The organism is Kushneria sp. Sum13 (assembly GCF_052692355.1).
Map to the genome: position 1 here is coordinate 639,702 of NZ_CP199847.1, position 16,276 is coordinate 655,977.

15 protein-coding genes are annotated in these 16,276 nt (G+C 60.1%); 9 read left to right on the forward strand and 6 right to left on the reverse strand.

What is annotated here, in order from left to right; all coding sequences use genetic code 11:
* Positions 1–20 precede the first annotated feature (20 nt).
* From mutM to trpS, 4 genes are all read left to right on the forward strand, one after another.
* Entirely contained in the window at positions 21–836 is an 816-nt protein-coding gene (gene mutM / locus ACUN8C_RS03090; RefSeq protein WP_445620845.1) for a bifunctional DNA-formamidopyrimidine glycosylase/DNA-(apurinic or apyrimidinic site) lyase, read from the forward strand.
* 102 nt (positions 837–938) lie between these two features.
* Positions 939–2,129 (forward strand): class I SAM-dependent rRNA methyltransferase, encoded by a 1,191-nt coding sequence (locus tag ACUN8C_RS03095; RefSeq protein ID WP_445620846.1) that lies wholly within the window; start codon positions 939–941, stop codon positions 2,127–2,129.
* A gap of 4 nt (positions 2,130–2,133) precedes the next feature.
* Positions 2,134–2,481, forward strand: coding sequence for a putative signal transducing protein (locus ACUN8C_RS03100; RefSeq protein WP_445620847.1), 348 nt, complete (start codon positions 2,134–2,136; stop codon positions 2,479–2,481).
* A gap of 111 nt (positions 2,482–2,592) precedes the next feature.
* Complete coding sequence (trpS, locus tag ACUN8C_RS03105) at positions 2,593–3,606, forward strand: tryptophan--tRNA ligase (protein ID WP_445620848.1); 1,014 nt, start codon at positions 2,593–2,595, stop codon at positions 3,604–3,606.
* A gap of 129 nt (positions 3,607–3,735) precedes the next feature.
* Here trpS and ACUN8C_RS03110 read toward each other — a convergent pair whose 3' ends face one another.
* Entirely contained in the window at positions 3,736–5,760 is a 2,025-nt protein-coding gene (locus ACUN8C_RS03110; protein WP_445620849.1) for a S9 family peptidase, read from the reverse strand.
* 198 nt (positions 5,761–5,958) lie between these two features.
* On the opposite strand from ACUN8C_RS03110, the gene ACUN8C_RS03115 reads away from it, so the two are divergent.
* Entirely contained in the window at positions 5,959–7,176 is a 1,218-nt protein-coding gene (locus tag ACUN8C_RS03115; protein ID WP_445620850.1) for a YeeE/YedE family protein, read from the forward strand.
* Positions 7,177–7,343: 167 nt separating this feature from the next.
* Entirely contained in the window at positions 7,344–7,991 is a 648-nt protein-coding gene (locus ACUN8C_RS03120; RefSeq protein ID WP_445620851.1) for a hypothetical protein, read from the forward strand.
* A gap of 88 nt (positions 7,992–8,079) precedes the next feature.
* On the opposite strand, the gene acnA is transcribed toward ACUN8C_RS03120, so the two are convergent.
* Positions 8,080–10,818, reverse strand: a complete 2,739-nt coding sequence (gene acnA / locus ACUN8C_RS03125; RefSeq protein ID WP_445620852.1) for an aconitate hydratase AcnA — start codon at positions 10,816–10,818, stop codon at positions 8,080–8,082.
* A 256-nt stretch (positions 10,819–11,074) separates the two neighbouring features.
* On the opposite strand from acnA, the gene ACUN8C_RS03130 reads away from it, so the two are divergent.
* The gene (locus ACUN8C_RS03130; protein ID WP_445620853.1) at positions 11,075–11,281 is read left to right on the forward strand and encodes a CPXCG motif-containing cysteine-rich protein; all 207 of its coding nucleotides are present in this window, start codon (positions 11,075–11,077) and stop codon (positions 11,279–11,281) included.
* A gap of 167 nt (positions 11,282–11,448) precedes the next feature.
* Positions 11,449–12,426, forward strand: a complete 978-nt coding sequence (trxB, locus tag ACUN8C_RS03135; RefSeq protein WP_445620854.1) for a thioredoxin-disulfide reductase — start codon at positions 11,449–11,451, stop codon at positions 12,424–12,426.
* A gap of 162 nt (positions 12,427–12,588) precedes the next feature.
* Here the strand turns inward: trxB and ACUN8C_RS03140 are convergent, their stop codons facing one another.
* Complete coding sequence (locus ACUN8C_RS03140) at positions 12,589–12,825, reverse strand: SlyX family protein (protein WP_445620855.1); 237 nt, start codon at positions 12,823–12,825, stop codon at positions 12,589–12,591.
* Positions 12,826–13,002: 177 nt separating this feature from the next.
* On the opposite strand from ACUN8C_RS03140, the gene ACUN8C_RS03145 reads away from it, so the two are divergent.
* A complete protein-coding gene (locus tag ACUN8C_RS03145; RefSeq protein WP_445620856.1) occupies positions 13,003–13,458 on the forward strand; it encodes a cold-shock protein in 456 nt (151 codons plus the stop codon).
* Between the two features lie 117 nt (positions 13,459–13,575).
* On the opposite strand, the gene ACUN8C_RS03150 is transcribed toward ACUN8C_RS03145, so the two are convergent.
* The 3 genes from ACUN8C_RS03150 to dapD form a co-directional block, all read right to left on the reverse strand.
* Positions 13,576–13,980 carry a hypothetical protein gene (locus ACUN8C_RS03150; protein ID WP_445621821.1) on the reverse strand — a complete coding sequence of 135 codons (405 nt, stop codon included), beginning with the start codon at positions 13,978–13,980 and terminating at the stop codon, positions 13,576–13,578.
* Between the two features lie 4 nt (positions 13,981–13,984).
* Positions 13,985–15,157, reverse strand: coding sequence for a succinyl-diaminopimelate desuccinylase (dapE, locus tag ACUN8C_RS03155; protein ID WP_445620857.1), 1,173 nt, complete (start codon positions 15,155–15,157; stop codon positions 13,985–13,987).
* Between the two features lie 64 nt (positions 15,158–15,221).
* Positions 15,222–16,247 carry a 2,3,4,5-tetrahydropyridine-2,6-dicarboxylate N-succinyltransferase gene (gene dapD / locus ACUN8C_RS03160; RefSeq protein WP_445620858.1) on the reverse strand — a complete coding sequence of 342 codons (1,026 nt, stop codon included), beginning with the start codon at positions 16,245–16,247 and terminating at the stop codon, positions 15,222–15,224.
* Positions 16,248–16,276: the final 29 nt, after the last annotated feature.

Sequence of the window (16,276 nt, forward strand, 5' to 3'; positions counted from 1 at the left end):
CGCTGTCACATTAGAACCTCATGCCCGAGCTGCCTGAAGTCGAAACGACCCGTCGCGGTATTGCGCCGTGGGTAGCGGGTTTCGAGATCAATGAAGTCATCGTTCGCCATCACCGTCTGCGTATTCCTGTCCCGGAAGGGCTGGCCGAGCGTCTGACCGGTGAGCGCATCGGTGACGTCACCCGGCGCGCCAAGTATCTGCTGCTGCCGGTGGCCGGGGGCCATCTGCTCTGGCATCTGGGCATGTCCGGCAGTCTGCGTCTGGTCGAGATCGGTACCGAGCCGCGCAAGCATGATCATATCGATCTGGTCATGAGCTCAGGCCTGGTGCTGCGCTATCACGACCCGCGTCGCTTCGGGCTGGTGGATTTCATTGAAGGCGACCCCATGAGCGATCGACGACTGGTTGCCCTCGGGCCCGAGCCGCTGGGTGATGACTTCCATGGCGGGCTTCTTTATCAGCGCTCGCGTGGCAAGCGAGTGGCGGTCAAGAACTTCATCATGGACAGCGCCGTGGTCGTCGGTGTGGGCAATATTTACGCTGCCGAGGCGCTGTTCATGGCGGGTATCGACCCGCGGGTCGAGGCGGGCAAGGTGTCACGCGAGCGCTATCAGCGCCTGGCGGAGGCCATCAGGCAGGTGTTGGCCGCATCGATCGAGCAGGGCGGCACCACGCTGCGTGACTTTGTCAGCGGGCGCGGGGAACCTGGCTATTTCGTACAGCGCCTGAACGTCTACGGTCGTGGTGGCGAGCCGTGCCGCGTGTGCGGTCACGAGCTTCGCTCGATGACCATCGGTCAGCGCGCCAGCGTATTCTGCCCGCACTGCCAGTGTTAGTCGCCATCAGGGCCATACGACACACTGCCGTGGCGATGCCCAGCTGATAGAATGGCGGGTAATACGCTTGTGCCCCTTTTATTATCAATTCCGGAAGCTGTCGTGACCCAACGTCTTCGTCTCAAGAAAAACGCCGATCGTCGTCTCAAGGCGGGCCATCTATGGCTCTACTCCAACGAGATCGACATCGCTGAAACGCCGCTCAAGAGCTTTGAGCCCGGCGCTCAGGTCATCGTCGAGGCGGCCAACGGGCGCGCCATGGCCGTGGCCTATGTCAATCCCAATGCACTGCTGTGCGCCCGCATCGTCTCGCGCGATACCGAAGTGATGCTCAGCCGCTCCCTGCTGGTGCACCGCTTCAAGCAGGCGCTGTCCCTGCGTGAGCGTCTCTACTCGCGCCCCTTCTATCGTCTGGTGCACGGTGAGGGTGATCTTTTGCCCGGGCTGGTGGTCGACCGCTTTGATGATGTGGTGGTGGTTCAGCTCAATACGCTCGGCATGGAGAAGGTGCGTGACGAGATCATTGATGCGCTCAACAAGGTGCTATCACCACGAGTGATCGTGCTGCGCGGTGACACCGCCGGACGTCGTCTGGAGCAGCTCGATGCGGATGTCGAGATCGTTCAGGGGGCGCTGGATGGTCCCGTGGCGCTGGAAGAAAACGGCGTGCGTTTTGAAGCCGACGTCGTGGGTGGCCAGAAGACCGGCTGGTTCTTTGACCATCGCGATAACCGTGCCTGGCTCAACGCCCAGGTGGCCGGCAAGCGAGTACTGGATGTGTTCAGCTATATCGGCGGTTGGGGCGTACAGGCCGCGGTTGCTGGCGCCTCGGAAGTGGTCTGCGTGGATGCATCAGCCCCGGCGCTGGAGCGCGTCACGAGCAATGCCGCGCTTAACGGAGTAGAAGATCGCGTCTCCACGCTACAGGGCGATGCCTTTGAAGTGCTCGCCCAGCTCAAGGCGGCCGATGAGCAGTTTGATGTGATCGTGCTCGATCCGCCGGCGTTCATTCGCAAGCGCAAGGACATCAATGTCGGCGAGCGGGCCTACGGACGACTCAATCGGGAAGCGATCCGTCTGCTGGGCCGCGATGGACTGTTAATGTCAGCCTCCTGCTCGATGCATCTGGCCAGCGACCGGCTCATTGACGTCGTGCGCGGTTCGGCTCGTCATCAGGACCGTCATGCCCAGCTGATCTATCAGGGGCATCAGGGCGGTGATCATCCCATCCATCCGTCCATTCCGGAAACGGCCTATCTCAAGGCGATGGGCGTGCGTATCTTCCGCGACTGAGGCCATGATGCCGCGCCGGGTTCGCGTCTTTTCGCATCCCAACAGCCTGCTGGTGGGGCATGTGCGCAACCTGCTTGAGGGGGCCGGTATCCCGTGCGATCTGCGCAACTGGATACTGGCCGGCGGTATGGGCGATCTGGCCCCCATCGACTGCGAACCCGAGCTCTGGGTCATGCCGGAAGATGAGGCGCGCGCTCGGGTCGTGATCGATCAGTGGCGTCAGAGCGCTGAAGCAACGGCCTCTCCCGGGGCGCGGCTGTTGCGGGGCTGGCGCTGCCAGCACTGTGGCGAGTGGCATGACGACCACTTTGACACCTGCTGGCAGTGCGGGCTTGAGCGACCGGATCCGTAGCCCCTGAGGGCGCGACTGTCGCCCGGTCGTTCCGTGCGCGTTACACTATGGGGACTTTCACGCGATGACTTCATCCGCGCCGTTTTCCATCACCGAGCAGACGTTGCGTTCATGACCAGCACACGAGTACTGACCGGCATTACCACAACCGGTACCCCCCATCTGGGCAATTACGTCGGTGCCATTCGCCCCGCCATTGCCGCAAGTCAGGACGAGAGCGTTCAGTCCTACTATTTTCTGGCCGATCTGCACGCGCTGATCAAGGCCAGTGATCCCAAGCGGGTGCAGCAGTCGCGCCTGGAGATCGCAGCCACCTGGCTGGCGCTGGGGCTGGATACCGACAACGCGATCTTTTATCGCCAGTCGGACATCCGTGAGACCACCGAGCTTGCCTGGATGCTCTCCTGCGTCTGTGCCAAGGGGCTGATGAATCGTGCGCATGCCTACAAGGCGGCCGTGACGGACAATGAAGACAACGGCAGTCCCGACCCGGATCGTGGCATCACCATGGGGCTTTTCAGCTATCCGGTGCTGATGGCGGCCGATATTTTACTGTTCAACGCCAATCGCGTGCCGGTCGGGCGCGATCAGGTTCAGCACATCGAGATGGCGCGCGACATGGCCGGGCGTTTCAACCATGTCTACAAGGGCAACTACTTCACGCTGCCCGAAGCGGTGGTGGATGAGCGCGTGCAGACGCTTAACGGGCTGGACGGGCGCAAGATGTCCAAAAGCTATGACAACACCATCCCGCTGTTTTCCTCCGAGAAAAAGCTCTTGAAGCTGATCCGCAAGATCAAGACCAATTCGCTGGAGCCGGGTGAGCCGAAGGATCCCGAGACCTGCACGCTCTTTCAGATCTACTCGGCCTTTGCCAGCGAAAGCGAAGAGCAGGCCATGCGCACGCGCTACGCCGAGGGGATCGGCTGGGGCGATGCCAAAAATGCCGTATTTGAGCACCTCAATGCGCAACTTGAGGCGCCACGCGGTGAGTATGAGCGTCTCATGCAGGACCCGGGCCATATCGAGTCGGTGCTGCAAAAGGGTGCCGAGCGTGCCCGCAGTGAGGCCAATACGCTGCTGGAGCGTCTGCGTCCGGCGGTAGGTCTGGGTCGATTCGTTTGATCCAGCCCTGTCGCCGCTGATGCGCTGACTGCCGATGATGATCCATTGGCAGAGACAGGAAAAGGGCCGCCTTCTCATGAAGGCGGCCCTTTTTTATTCCAGACCTATTTATTCCAAACGTGAGGTGAATCAGTCCTTCGTGCTGAGTGCGGCTTCAAGTCCGGGCGTGTACTCGGCGCCATGCGGCACGGTCACGGTGGAAGGTGTCAATGCATCATTGATCGGCTCGAACCGGCCGCCCAGCGATTCAGCCAAAAACGCCTCGGTGATGGCATTGAAGGCAATGTTATTGGCCGGACGGGCAAAGCCATGGCCTTCATCGGGGAAGAGCACATAGGTGACGGGAATCGATTTTTCGCGCATGGCTTCAACGATCTGGTCACTTTCAGCCTGCTTGACGCGCGGGTCGTTGGCCCCCTGTCCGATCAGCAGCGGTCGCTGGATACGGTCAGCGTGCGTCAGCGGCGAGCGCGCTTTCAGCCACTCACGACCTTCCTCGGTGTTGGGGTCGGCCATGCGACGATACATCTGCTGGCGCCCGGCTTCCCAGTAGGGCGGAATGCTGTCCAGCAGGGTGGTCAGATTTGACGGTCCGACAATATCCACGCCGCAGGCGAAAACCTCGGGCGTCATGGTCAGTCCGGCAAGCGTGGCATAGCCGCCGTAGGAGCCGCCCATGATCGCGACCCTGTCCCGATCGGCAATACCCCGATCCACCGCCCAGTTCACGGCATCGATCAGGTCATCATGCATGGTGGTGCCCCACTCGCCGTCACCGGCAGAGGTGAAGGACTTGCCAAGCCCGGTCGAACCGCGATAGTTGACCGACAGGACCGCGTAGCCGCGATTGGCCAGCCACTGGTGGTAGCTGTTGCTGCCGTAGCTGTCACGCGCCCAGGGTCCGCCATGGACCAGCAGTACCATCGGTAGCGGGGCGTCCGGCGTTTTGAAACCATCGGCGTCACTGCCGGCAGGCAGGGTCAGGTAGGAGACCAGCGTCAGACCATCGCGTGAGGTGAGCGCCAGCGGCGTCATGCCGGCAAGCGGTGCGCCTTCAAGCTCGGGACGACTGACAAACAGAGAGGTCAGCGTGCCGGCGTCGCGATCAAAAAGCCAGGTCTCGGCCGGGGCAGTCACCGGATCATTGACCACGATCCAGCGGCGGTCATCATCGGTGCGCGAGGTGACGTTGACGTCGCCCTTGAGGCGCTCGTCAAGAAAGTCCAGTGCTTCACCGATAGCCGGATCAATGGCCGTCCATTCGGTGCGCAGATAATCCACCGCCCAGGCCTGAATGTCGTGGTTGTCCCGGTCGGCCATCACGCCGGTGATATCGGCCTTTGGTGACTGGGCGATCACGCGGGACTCGCCGCTTTCCCAGTCCTGAGCTGTCAGGGCCGCCGTATCGCGTCCGCGACTGTCGATCCAGTACATGGTGCGGCCATCGCGGGTAAAGCCGGCCGGGCCGGTGTTGGCGCTGTCTTCAAAGCTGATGGAGGTGAACGGTTCGCGCTCGACGGTCAGGTCGTTGACGCGAAAGAAATCCTCGCCGCCATCGGCGCGGGGCTTCTCGGCCAGCCGAATGTTCAGATTTTCATCCAGCAAAAAGCTGCCATAGCCGTCGTTTTGTAACACCAGCGACAGCTCGCCGCTGTCCAGATCAAGCCGGTAGACATCGTGCCAGCGCGGGTCACGGTCGTTGATGCCGACCATGATGTAGTCCCTGATATGGCGGCTCACGCCCAGTACCTGCACGCGCACACCTTCCTGCGGCGTGAGAATGCGCTGCTTGCCACTGGCCACGCTTACGCCATACAGGCGGAAGTTTTCATCGCCGCCCTGGTCGTTGACGTACAAGAGCTGCCGGCTGTCCGGTGACCAGAAATAGCTTCGAATCGGGCGGGTGTCTTCGTGCGTCAGGGCCCGGGCCTGGTCGGGATGATCAGTGGGCGCCACAAACAAATTTAACACGTCATTGTGAGGGGCAATCCAGGACAGCCACTGTCCGTCCGGGCTCAGGCGTCCCTGCACGCGGCTGGGATTGCCAAACAGGCGCTGACGCTCGATAAGCGCCACATCATTTGCCGGGCCGGCGCCTGCCGAGGGGGTCTGGCTGGCCGGCACGGCGGCCAGCGCTACATTGATCCAGCGCATCATGAACTCCTTGTACCGATAGCCGGTGGCCGTATCAATCTACGGCGTCATCTTGAGTTCGACAGCATAACGCACGTGTGTTTCCAGGGCCTGATGAATCCGTTAGCCAGCGTTTATTTCAGCCACTGTGTTTATGCCGATAGAATATGGATAACGGCTTTTTTATTTCTGGAGTAAAGGTATGTCTGGAGCAATGTCATGGCGCAGGTAACGGCAACAGAGCAGCCGAGGCCGCTGCATCAATCTCCGATTGTCTGGGGATCTGCAGGGCTTTTGCTGGTCGCGATTCTGATGGTGGGCAGTGCCATCAGCGTGACGCAGGGCGCGCTGATGCTGGTAGGCGGCGCGCTGGGGCTGGTGCTCTATCATGCCGCCTTTGGATTCACCTCTGCGTGGCGCGTGTTTATTCTTGAGCGCCGCGGGCGTGGGCTACGGGCGCAGATGGTACTGCTGGCGGTTGCGGTGGTGCTTTTCTTTCCGGCGCTGTCGGCCGGCACGCTGTTTGACCATCCGGTGCGCGGCTTTGTCTCTCCCATCGGCGTGTCGGTGATGGTGGGCGCCTTCATGTTTGGCATCGGCATGCAGCTCGGTGGCGGCTGCGCTTCGGGGACGCTGTTTACGGCGGGCGGTGGTAATGCCCGCATGGTCGTGACGCTGCTCTTTTTTATTGTCGGCTCGGTGCTGGCCACCATCAATTTTGACTGGTGGTCGTCGCTTCCGGCATTTCAGCCGACATCGCTGGTCGAGCTGGGTATTGGGCCCGGTATTGCGACAAGTCTGGCGCTCTTTGCTGCCATCGCGGCGTTGACGGTGGTGCTGGAGCGTCGACGGCATGGAAAGCTTGAGGCGGCAGCTGTACCGGCCGAGCGTCGTGGCACAGCCCGCTGGCTGCGTGGCCCCTGGCCATTGCTTTTTGGTGCCGTGGCGCTGGCGCTGCTTAATTTTGCAACGCTTGCGCTGTCCGGCAAGCCCTGGGGGATTACCTCGGCTTTTGCGCTGTGGGGCGCCAAGGGCCTGCAGGTGATGGGCGGTGATCCGGGCCAGTGGGCCTACTGGCAGCAGCCTGGCAATGCCAGTGCGCTGAGCCAGAGTATCTGGCATGACATCAATAGCGTCATGAACATCGGCATTGTGCTGGGTGCGATGCTGGCCGCGGCGCTGGCAGGGAGATTTCGACCCAGCTTAAGGATTCCGGCGCGCTCGCTGGCCGCCTGCGTCATCGGTGGGGTGCTGCTGGGTTACGGTGCGCGCATTGCCTTTGGCTGCAACATTGGCGCTTATTTCAGCGGCATCGCCTCGGGCAGCCTGCATGGCTGGGTATGGATGGTGTTCGCCTTCGCCGGCAATATGGTGGGGGTAAAACTGCGTCCCTTCTTTTTTGATCAGCCAGCGCGTCCGGCGGTCAGCGGCTGCTGAGACACCCTGATTCTTTCAACGGACAAATCGGAGATGCCTGATGGCATCTCCGACCCTGTCCTTTCGATAAGCCGTTGGGCCATGACATATTGGCGCAAATTGATAATTTTTTTTAAAAATAAAAGGTATAATAATTCGTTAACACGCTTATGATTTACGGAAGTAACATGTCAGTTTCAAACTCCTTGACCCCCGCCGAGCGACGTCAGACGCTCAACAGCATCTATCGCTACGTTGCCTATCTCTTTTTTATTGCCTTGATCTGCCAGTGCATGTACTGGGATGCGCTGCCCAGAGACCTTGAGCATCAGTTCACCGAAGCTTCCTTCGCTGAAATTTCCCAGACCTTCATGCTGCTGGCCAGTCTGATCCTTCTGTGGAAGGTTCGCGCGATGGGCGTGTATCGCCACGGGGTTGTGCTGATGTTTGCCTTTTTGCTGGCCTCACTGATCCGTGAGCAGGATTTCATGCTGGACCGTGTGTTCGATGATCTCTGGCAGTGGCTGGTAGCGCTGGTGCTGGTGCCGGCCCTCGTGTTTCTGGTGCGTTATCGCCTGCGTGTACTCGATGAGTGTTACCGCTACATGCAGCAGATGTCCTTTGGTCTTTTCCTGAGCGGCTTTGTCACGGTCTATGTTTTTTCACGCCTGATGGGGCGAGGCATTTTCTGGGAGGCCGTCTTGAAGGCGCAGTACATCTACGAGATCAAGTCCACGGTGGAAGAGGGCGTCGAGACGCTGGGCTATGCTCTGATGCTGCTGGCCATTGTGGAGCTTTGGCTCTGGGCACGTCGGCAGATGTCCGGGGCGTTCTGATCGGTCGTCACTGACCGGCAGCCTGTCCGTTTGATAATCAAAAAAAGGCCCCATCCATGGATGGGGCCTTTTGTATGGCAGGCGCTGCTTATTTCGGCAGCATGCTGCGCAGCACGTAGTGGAGGATACCGCCGTGACGGTAGTACTCCAGCTCGTTGATGGTGTCGATCCGGCAAAGCGCGTCGAGTTCCTTGGTATTGCCATCGGCGAAGGTGATGGAGACCTTCACGCTGGCACCCGGGTTCAGATCGCCAAGACCGGAAATGCTGATGGTTTCATCACCGGTCATGCCCAGCGAGTTGCGATCTTCACCTTCCGGGAACTGCAGCGGCAAAACGCCCATGCCGATCAGGTTGGAACGGTGAATACGCTCGTAGGATTCGGCGATGACGGCGCGGACGCCCAGCAGGCGAGTGCCCTTGGCGGCCCAGTCACGCGACGAGCCGGTGCCGTATTCCTTGCCGGCAATCACGACCAGCGGGGTGCCTTCTTCGGCGTACTTCATGGCGGCATCATAGATGGCCATCTGTTCGCCGTTGGGCACGTAGCGGGTGAAACCACCCTCAACGCCGTCGAGCATCTCGTTGCGGATACGCACGTTGGCAAAGGTGCCGCGCATCATGACTTCGTGGTTGCCGCGACGGGAACCGTAGGAGTTGAAGTCCTTGACCTCGACGCCGTGCTCCTGAAGGTAGCGACCTGCCGGGCTATCGGGCTTGATGGAACCGGCCGGAGAGATATGGTCGGTCGTGACCGAGTCACCCAGCTTGGCCAGGACGCTGGCGTTCTTGACGTCCTGGATCGGTTCCGGCTCACGGCCCATGCCTTCAAAAAACGGCGGATGCTGGATGTAAGTGGAATCCTTCGACCATTCGTAGACTTCACCCGGGGTGATGTCGATGGACTGCCACGCCGCATCACCGTCAAAGACCTCAGCATATTCCTTGCGATACATATCGCTGCGAACACGCTCGACGGCCTCGGCGATTTCTTTCTGGGACGGCCAGATATCCTTGAGATAGACCGGATTGCCATCGCGGTCGTTGCCCAGTGACTCCTTGGAGATGTCCAGACGCACGTTGCCGGCCAGCGCGTAAGCCACAACCAGGGGCGGTGACGCCAGCCAGTTGGTCTTGATCAGCGGATGAATGCGGCCTTCAAAGTTACGGTTACCGGAGAGCACCGAGGCAACCGTCAGATTGTCATTCTGGATGGCCTGATCGATCTGCTCGGGCAGCGGGCCGGAGTTGCCGATACAGGTCGTGCAGCCGTAGCCGACCAGGTTGAAGCCCAGCGCGTTGAGAGGCTCCTGGAAGCCGGCTGCGGCCAGGTAGTCGGTGACGACCTTGGAGCCGGGGGCCAGTGAGGTCTTGACCCAAGGCTTGCTGGTCAGTCCCTTCTCGACGGCCTTTTTGGCCACCAGGCCTGCCGCCATCAGCACGCTCGGGTTGGAGGTGTTGGTGCACGACGTGATGGCGGCGATGACGACCGCACCATCCTGCAGGCGGAAGTTATGCCCGCGGTGCTCGATATTGGGCTCTTCGTTGAAGCTATTGTCGACAAAGGGCGCGGTGTTGCCACCTTCGCTTTGCCAGCGGCCTTCTTCTTTCTCCGGCGCATCCTTTGACTGATCGGACAGCAGCTTTTCGAAAGTAGCGCTCATGTCGGTCAGGGCAACGCGATCCTGCGGACGCTTCGGACCGGCCAGGCTGGCCTCGACGCTATCCATATCCAGCGACAGGGTGTCGGTAAAGATCGGCTCGTGGCCTGCCTCGCGCCACATGCCCTGTTCCTGGGCATAGGCCTTGACCAGCTCAATCTGCTCCTGGCTACGCCCGGTGAGCTTCATGTAGGTCAGGGTTTCGTCATCGATCGGGAAGAAACCACAGGTCGCCCCGTATTCCGGCGCCATGTTGGCAATAGTGGCACGATCGGCCAGCGGCAGATCCTTGAGGCCATCACCATAGAATTCGACAAACTTGCCAACCACGCCCTTCTTGCGCAGCATCTGGGTGACGGTCAGTACCAGATCGGTCGCCGTGATGCCTTCCCTGAGCTTGCCTTCCAGCTTGAAGCCAATGACTTCGGGAATCAGCATGGACACCGGCTGACCCAGCATGGCGGCTTCGGCCTCAATACCGCCAACGCCCCAGCCCAGCACGCCCAGACCGTTGATCATGGTAGTGTGGGAATCGGTGCCGACCAGCGTGTCGGGGAAGGCGAAAGTCTTGCCGTCTTCTTCCTTCGTCCAGACCGACTTGCCCAGGTACTCAAGGTTGACCTGGTGGCAGATGCCGGTGCCGGGCGGAACCACACTGAAGTTGTCAAAGGCCTGCTGACCCCAGCGCAGAAACTCGTAGCGTTCGTGATTACGCTGCATCTCGATCTTGACGTTGTCTTCAAACGCTTCCGGGTTGCCGTAATCGTCGACCATGACCGAGTGGTCAATGACCAGATCCACCGGCGACAGCGGATTGATGCGAGAAGGCTTTTCGCCCAGTTTGGCGACCGCATCGCGCATGGCGGCAAGATCGACCACGCCGGGAACACCGGTGAAGTCCTGCATCAGTACGCGGGCCGGACGATAGCCGATCTCGCGCGTGGAGCGGGCTTCCTTCTGCCAGTCGACCAGGGCCTGAATATCGTCTTCAGTGGCGGTAACGCCGTCCTGAAAGCGCAGCTGGTTTTCAAGCAGCACCTTGAGGGTAAAGGGCAGGCGCGTAAAATCGCCGTACTGCTCGGCTGCCTTTTTGAGACTATAGTAGTGGTAGGTGGTGTTACCGACCTTCAGCTCGCTAAGCGTGCCTTTGGTGTTATCAGGGCTCATGAGGCCTCCTCATCATCGGATTCCGGACCCGCACCATGCGGCTTGATAACCTCCGTCAGGAGAGGCGATAACGCATGGCCGGTACGCCGCATCAGGGAACATTTTTCAGCGTGAGCTGTTGTTTCCTGATGAGTATAGTAAGCATACCTGCAATATGACCTTGTGTCGGTCTGCCTACATTGTCGACAAACTTCGTGGCGCTAGCATAACAGTTTACCGCCCGTTTCGTTCAAGTATTTCAAGGCGAAAGCCCCCTATGCACGACCAAAGGCTAATATCCTGGCAGGCGCATTGCCCCTACTGCGACGCCATGAATGATATCGATATCGACACCAGTCAGGGCTCCCATATCACCTGGGTTGACTGCCAGTGGTGCTGCGCGCCGATTGTCGTCACGGTGACGATCTCCCTTTTCGATGACAGCCTGGAGTCGGTCACGCTAGGCCGTGACGACGATGCCTGATCCGGCTGCAGCCAATGAGTGTCATTGCCATCGCCGATTGGCTGCAGGCTGCACGCCCCCTCACAATAAGACATGTCCATCATGTCTGCCCGGACACTGAAGCAGGTCGTGTGCAGTGTTACACTGGGCGCCATCCAATTTCTGTCGATTTCTGTTGAGGTTATGTCATGAGTGATGCCAGCCATCATCCGCTGATTATTCTGGGCTCGGGCCCGGCCGGCTATTCCGCTGCGGTCTATGCGGCTCGCGCCAATCTGTCTCCGATGCTGCTGACCGGCATGGAAATGGGCGGTCAGTTGACCACGACCACGGATGTCGACAATTGGCCGGGTGATGATAGCGGTGTACAGGGTCCCGAGCTCATGGAGCGCATGCGTCGCCATGCCGAGCGTTTTGATACCGACATTCGCATCGACCATGTCAATGAGGTGACGTTGACCGAGCGTCCCTTCCGGCTGAAGGGGGACCAGGGCAGCTACACCTGTGACGCCCTGATTGTGGCCACGGGTGCCACCGCGCTGTATCTCGGTCTTGAATCCGAAGAGCGCTTCAAGGGGCAGGGCGTGTCTGCCTGCGCCACCTGCGATGGCTTTTTCTATCGCAACAAGGACGTTGTGGTGGTGGGCGGTGGCAACACGGCGGTTGAGGAAGCGCTGTATCTCTCCAATATCGCTTCGAAAGTGACGCTGGTGCATCGTCGCGACAGTCTGCGCGCCGAGAAAATTCTGCAGCAGAAGCTGTTCGACAAGGTCGACAACGGCAATATGGCGATCGAATGGAACACCATGGTCGATGAGGTGCTCGGCGATGGTTCCGGAGTTACGGGAGTCAGGCTCAAATCCATGACGGATGGCAGTACGCGCGAACTTGAGGCGCCGGGGCTGTTCGTGGCCATCGGTCATCGCCCCAACACGGACCTGTTTACTGGGCAGCTGGACATGAAGGATGGCTACATCACCGTCAAGTCAGGCCTTGAAGGCAACGCCACGGCCACCAGCATTCCGGGTGTTTTTGCCGCCGGTGATGTGGCCGACCAGATCTATCGTCAGGCGATCACCTCGGCCGGCAGTGGCTGCATGGCAGCGCTGGATGCCGAGCGCTATCTGGATGGTCTGGATCCGAGCGTGCCGCATTCGGCCTGGTAAACAAGATCGTTTTTGATCGCGGGCGATTTTGATGCAAAAAGAGGGAAGGCTCAGGGCCTTCCCTCTTTTTTTGTCGCCGGTTCCTGTCACCAATACCGTGATCGCTTTTCACCGTCGCGCCCTGCTTGACCCATGGCATCCGGATGGTCACTCGGGATCCGATCAATAGTGCGGCGGTCGCTCCTGAGCGCTGTCGGACTGCAGGGATTCAAGGCTGTCACGCTGCTCTCCCAGGCGCTGGGCCATGAGATTACAAAGACGCTCCAGTCTTTCAATGGTGGCATTTTGCTTGATCAGCGCGTCATCCAGGCGCTCCAGCCAGTCCTCCTGCCAGGCCAGGCGGCTCTCCATATCGTTAGCACGCTCTATCACCTGCTTAAGCGTAGTGTCAATGTGCATGTTAGAATCAGCGTGTTGCGGAGGTGTGTTCATGTGGTTGATCTCCGTACGTTAAACATCCGGCCGAAGGGCCGGTGGCTGGGTTCACATCCCGTGAGCAAGGGGCATCATGGGGATACGCGGGATGGGGACAGTCCGAGTAAACAATCCGATAAACGTTTGAAGCAGAGTATCGTCATGAGTTCAAAAACCATCTGGCGCTGTACCGTTATCAGCCTGCTGCTGGCGCTTTTAACGCCGGTTATCGCAGGTTTTCTTGTCTATCTTGCAAGCCCTGTCGTTATCGACAACATGGCCGTTGATCCCGGTCTTGTCGTCATCTGGGCGCTGTCTGCCGTGGCGTCGTTTGTGACGCTTGAGATCGCAACACTTGCCATGCATGTGCTGACGCCAACACTGTCCAATGTGGTGGAAGTCGAGAAGGATGATCGCGAGATCGGGGTGGTCAAATGGTTCAATGTCAACAAGGGCTACGGCTTTATCACCCGTGACGGGGGCGAGGATGTTTTCGTTCATTTCCGTGCCATTCGCGGCAAGGGGCATCGTACGCTCGCCGAGGGCCAACGAGTGCGTTATTACTCCATCCAGAACGAGCGTGGCCTGCAGGCCGAGGATGTGACGGTCATCACCTGACAGAGCGTCTTTTCAAACATCCTCGTGGTGTGCCAAAAAAACATGGTGTACCACGAAAACGCCCCGCAACGCGGGGCGTTTTTGATGAACTCAAGGACAGATCACGTCAATGATGTCTTATTTCTTGCCATCCTGAGCGCCGGCATCCGGCCAGTGGATCACGCCTTCGCTGCCATCGGCGAGCACCTGGAAAAAGCGGTCAGGATCATCGCCGGGCTGCCATCCGCCCAGTGAACAGCGCACTTCACACGCCAGCGCCTGGCTTGCGGCGCGGGCACAGTCAGCGTCTCTGGGCCAGGGCGTCATTTCGCTGTCAAACCAGAGGCTGGCCAGTCGGTCGGCGGCATGTTCAACGAGCAGGACAGGCAGGCGCTGGCCCTTGTAGATCGGTGCCGCCCGCCACTGCTGTTTGCCGGCGCGCTCAAGCGTCACGCTGGTCTCCAGCGCCGTGGAAAGCCATTGCGAGATACGCCCGGCATCATTGCAGGCAAGGTAAACCTCGATGTCTGGATAGTGCTCCATGGGATTATCGCAGCAGCCGGTCAAGGGTGGATTCAAGGGCCTGACTCATCAGATCAAGGTCCGTGGCAAGGATGCGTTCATCGCGCTGATGAATGGTGGCGTTGCGCGGGCCGAACTCGATGGTCTGTGGCCCCAGTGTCGCAATAAAACGGGCATCAGAGGTACCGCCGCCGGTAGAAAGCCGGGGAGACGCTCCGGTAATGTCAAAAAGAGCAGCGCTGACGGCCTCGGTCAGTACGCCCGGCACCGTCATGAAAGGCTCACCGGAGAGCTGCCAGTCAATATGCCAGTCAAGCGCGTATGTATCGAGTAATGCCTCGATGCGTGTCTTGAGCGCCTGCGCCGTGACTTCGGTGGAAAAGCGCAGGTTGAAGGTCACCTCCAGCTCGCCGGGAATGACATTGTTGGCACCGGTGCCGGCATGGATGTTGGAAATCTGAAAGCTGGTCGGCGGGAAAAACGCATTGCCGCTGTCCCAGTGTTCTGCCACCAGGGCGTTCAGCGCCGGCATGGCCTGATGGATGGGGTTGCGCGCCAGCTGAGGATAGGCGACGTGACCCTGAATACCGTGAATGCGCAGGACGCCGTTGAGCGAGCCACGCCGTCCATTTTTGATAACGTCGCCAAACTGTGCCTCGGAAGAGGGCTCGCCGACGATGCAGTAATCAATGGGTTCGTGTCGGGCGCGCAGGATTTCAACCACGGCGCGGGTGCCGTCTCGGGCCGGGCCCTCTTCATCGCTGGTCAGCAAAAAGGCAATCCGCCCGCGATGATCAGGGTGAGCAGTCACAAAGCGCTCGACGGCGGTCACCATCGCGGCCAGCGATCCCTTCATATCGGCCGCACCGCGTCCGCGAAGGTAGCCGTGCTCATCGATGCAGGGGGAAAAGGGTGGTGTCTGCCACAGATGTTCCGGGCCGGTGGGCACGACATCGGTATGGCCGGCCAGCACCAGCGTGGGTCCGGTCTGACCGCGCACGGCCCAGAGATTGCGCACCTCGCCCTGATCCATCCACTCCAGATGAAAGCCCAGCTGTGCCAGACGCTCACCGATCAGGGTCTGACAGCCGGCATCTTCCGGCGTGACCGAGGCTCTTGAAAGCAGCTCAAGCGCCAGTGACAGTGTCTCACTCGGCGCCTGACGGGTCGCTGCAGTGTTGTTGAAAACCTTGTGCATGACTCTCTTCATTCAACGGGCGCCCGTGTGGACGCCCGGATGTGTGGACAGCGCTGACATCGCTTTAGTTATGGGCGTGCAGTGCGTCGTTGAGCGCGATGGCGCTCTTGTTGGTACGACACTCAAGGCGGCCTGTCTGAGAGTTGCGCAGAAACAGCAGATCGTTCTGTCCGGCCAGATGGCGTGCCGCGACAGTGTCTACCAGTTCGCCCTGGTCGTCGAGAAGGGCCACCTTGGCGCCGGCAGTGATATAGAGGCCGGCTTCAACGGTGCAGCGATCACCCAGCGGAATGCCGATGCCGGCGTTGGCGCCGATCAGGCAGTTTTCGCCGGTACCGATGACGATGTTGCCACCGCCGGACAGGGTGCCCATGGTCGAGGCGCCGCCGCCCAGATCAGAGCCACTGCCCAGCATGACGCCTGCCGCAATACGGCCTTCCACCATGCCCGGGCCTTCGGTGCCGGCATTGAAGTTGCAAAAGCCTTCATGCATGACGGTGGTCCCTTCGCCCAGATAGGCGCCCAGACGCACGCGCGCGGTGTCGGCAATGCGCACGCCCTTTGGCACCACGTAGTCGGTCATTTTCGGGAACTTGTCGACACAGTCGACGGACAGGGCGCGGCCTTCAAGGCGTGCCTTCAGGCGACGATCGTCGAGTTCCTCAATGTCGATGGCGCCTTCGCTGCTCCAGGCGATGTTCTTCAAAAGACCGAACATGCCATCAAGCTTGAGCCCGTGGGGCTTCACCAGACGATGCGACAGCAGATGCAGCTTGAGATACACCTCAGGCACGCTTTCCGGCGCCCGGTCTTCTTCAAGAAAGACGGCGACCAGCGGGCGGCGGCTATTCGCCATGGCACGGGCGATATCGGCCTGCTCATCATTGCCGGCATGGCTCAAGGCCTCGGCCAGACTTTCGCAGTGCTCGGGCAGAAAGCTTACCGCCACGTTGCCTTCGGGCGCACCCAGCGTGCTGCGTACGGTGTCAACAAGCGTCTGCTCCGGGGTATGAAGCGGGGCCGGGTAATAGACTTCAAGCCAGTCGCCCTGACGGTTCTGGGTGCCGATACCCAGTGCAAAACTCAGCATGAAAAACTCCTTGAATTAAAAGGGAAGAG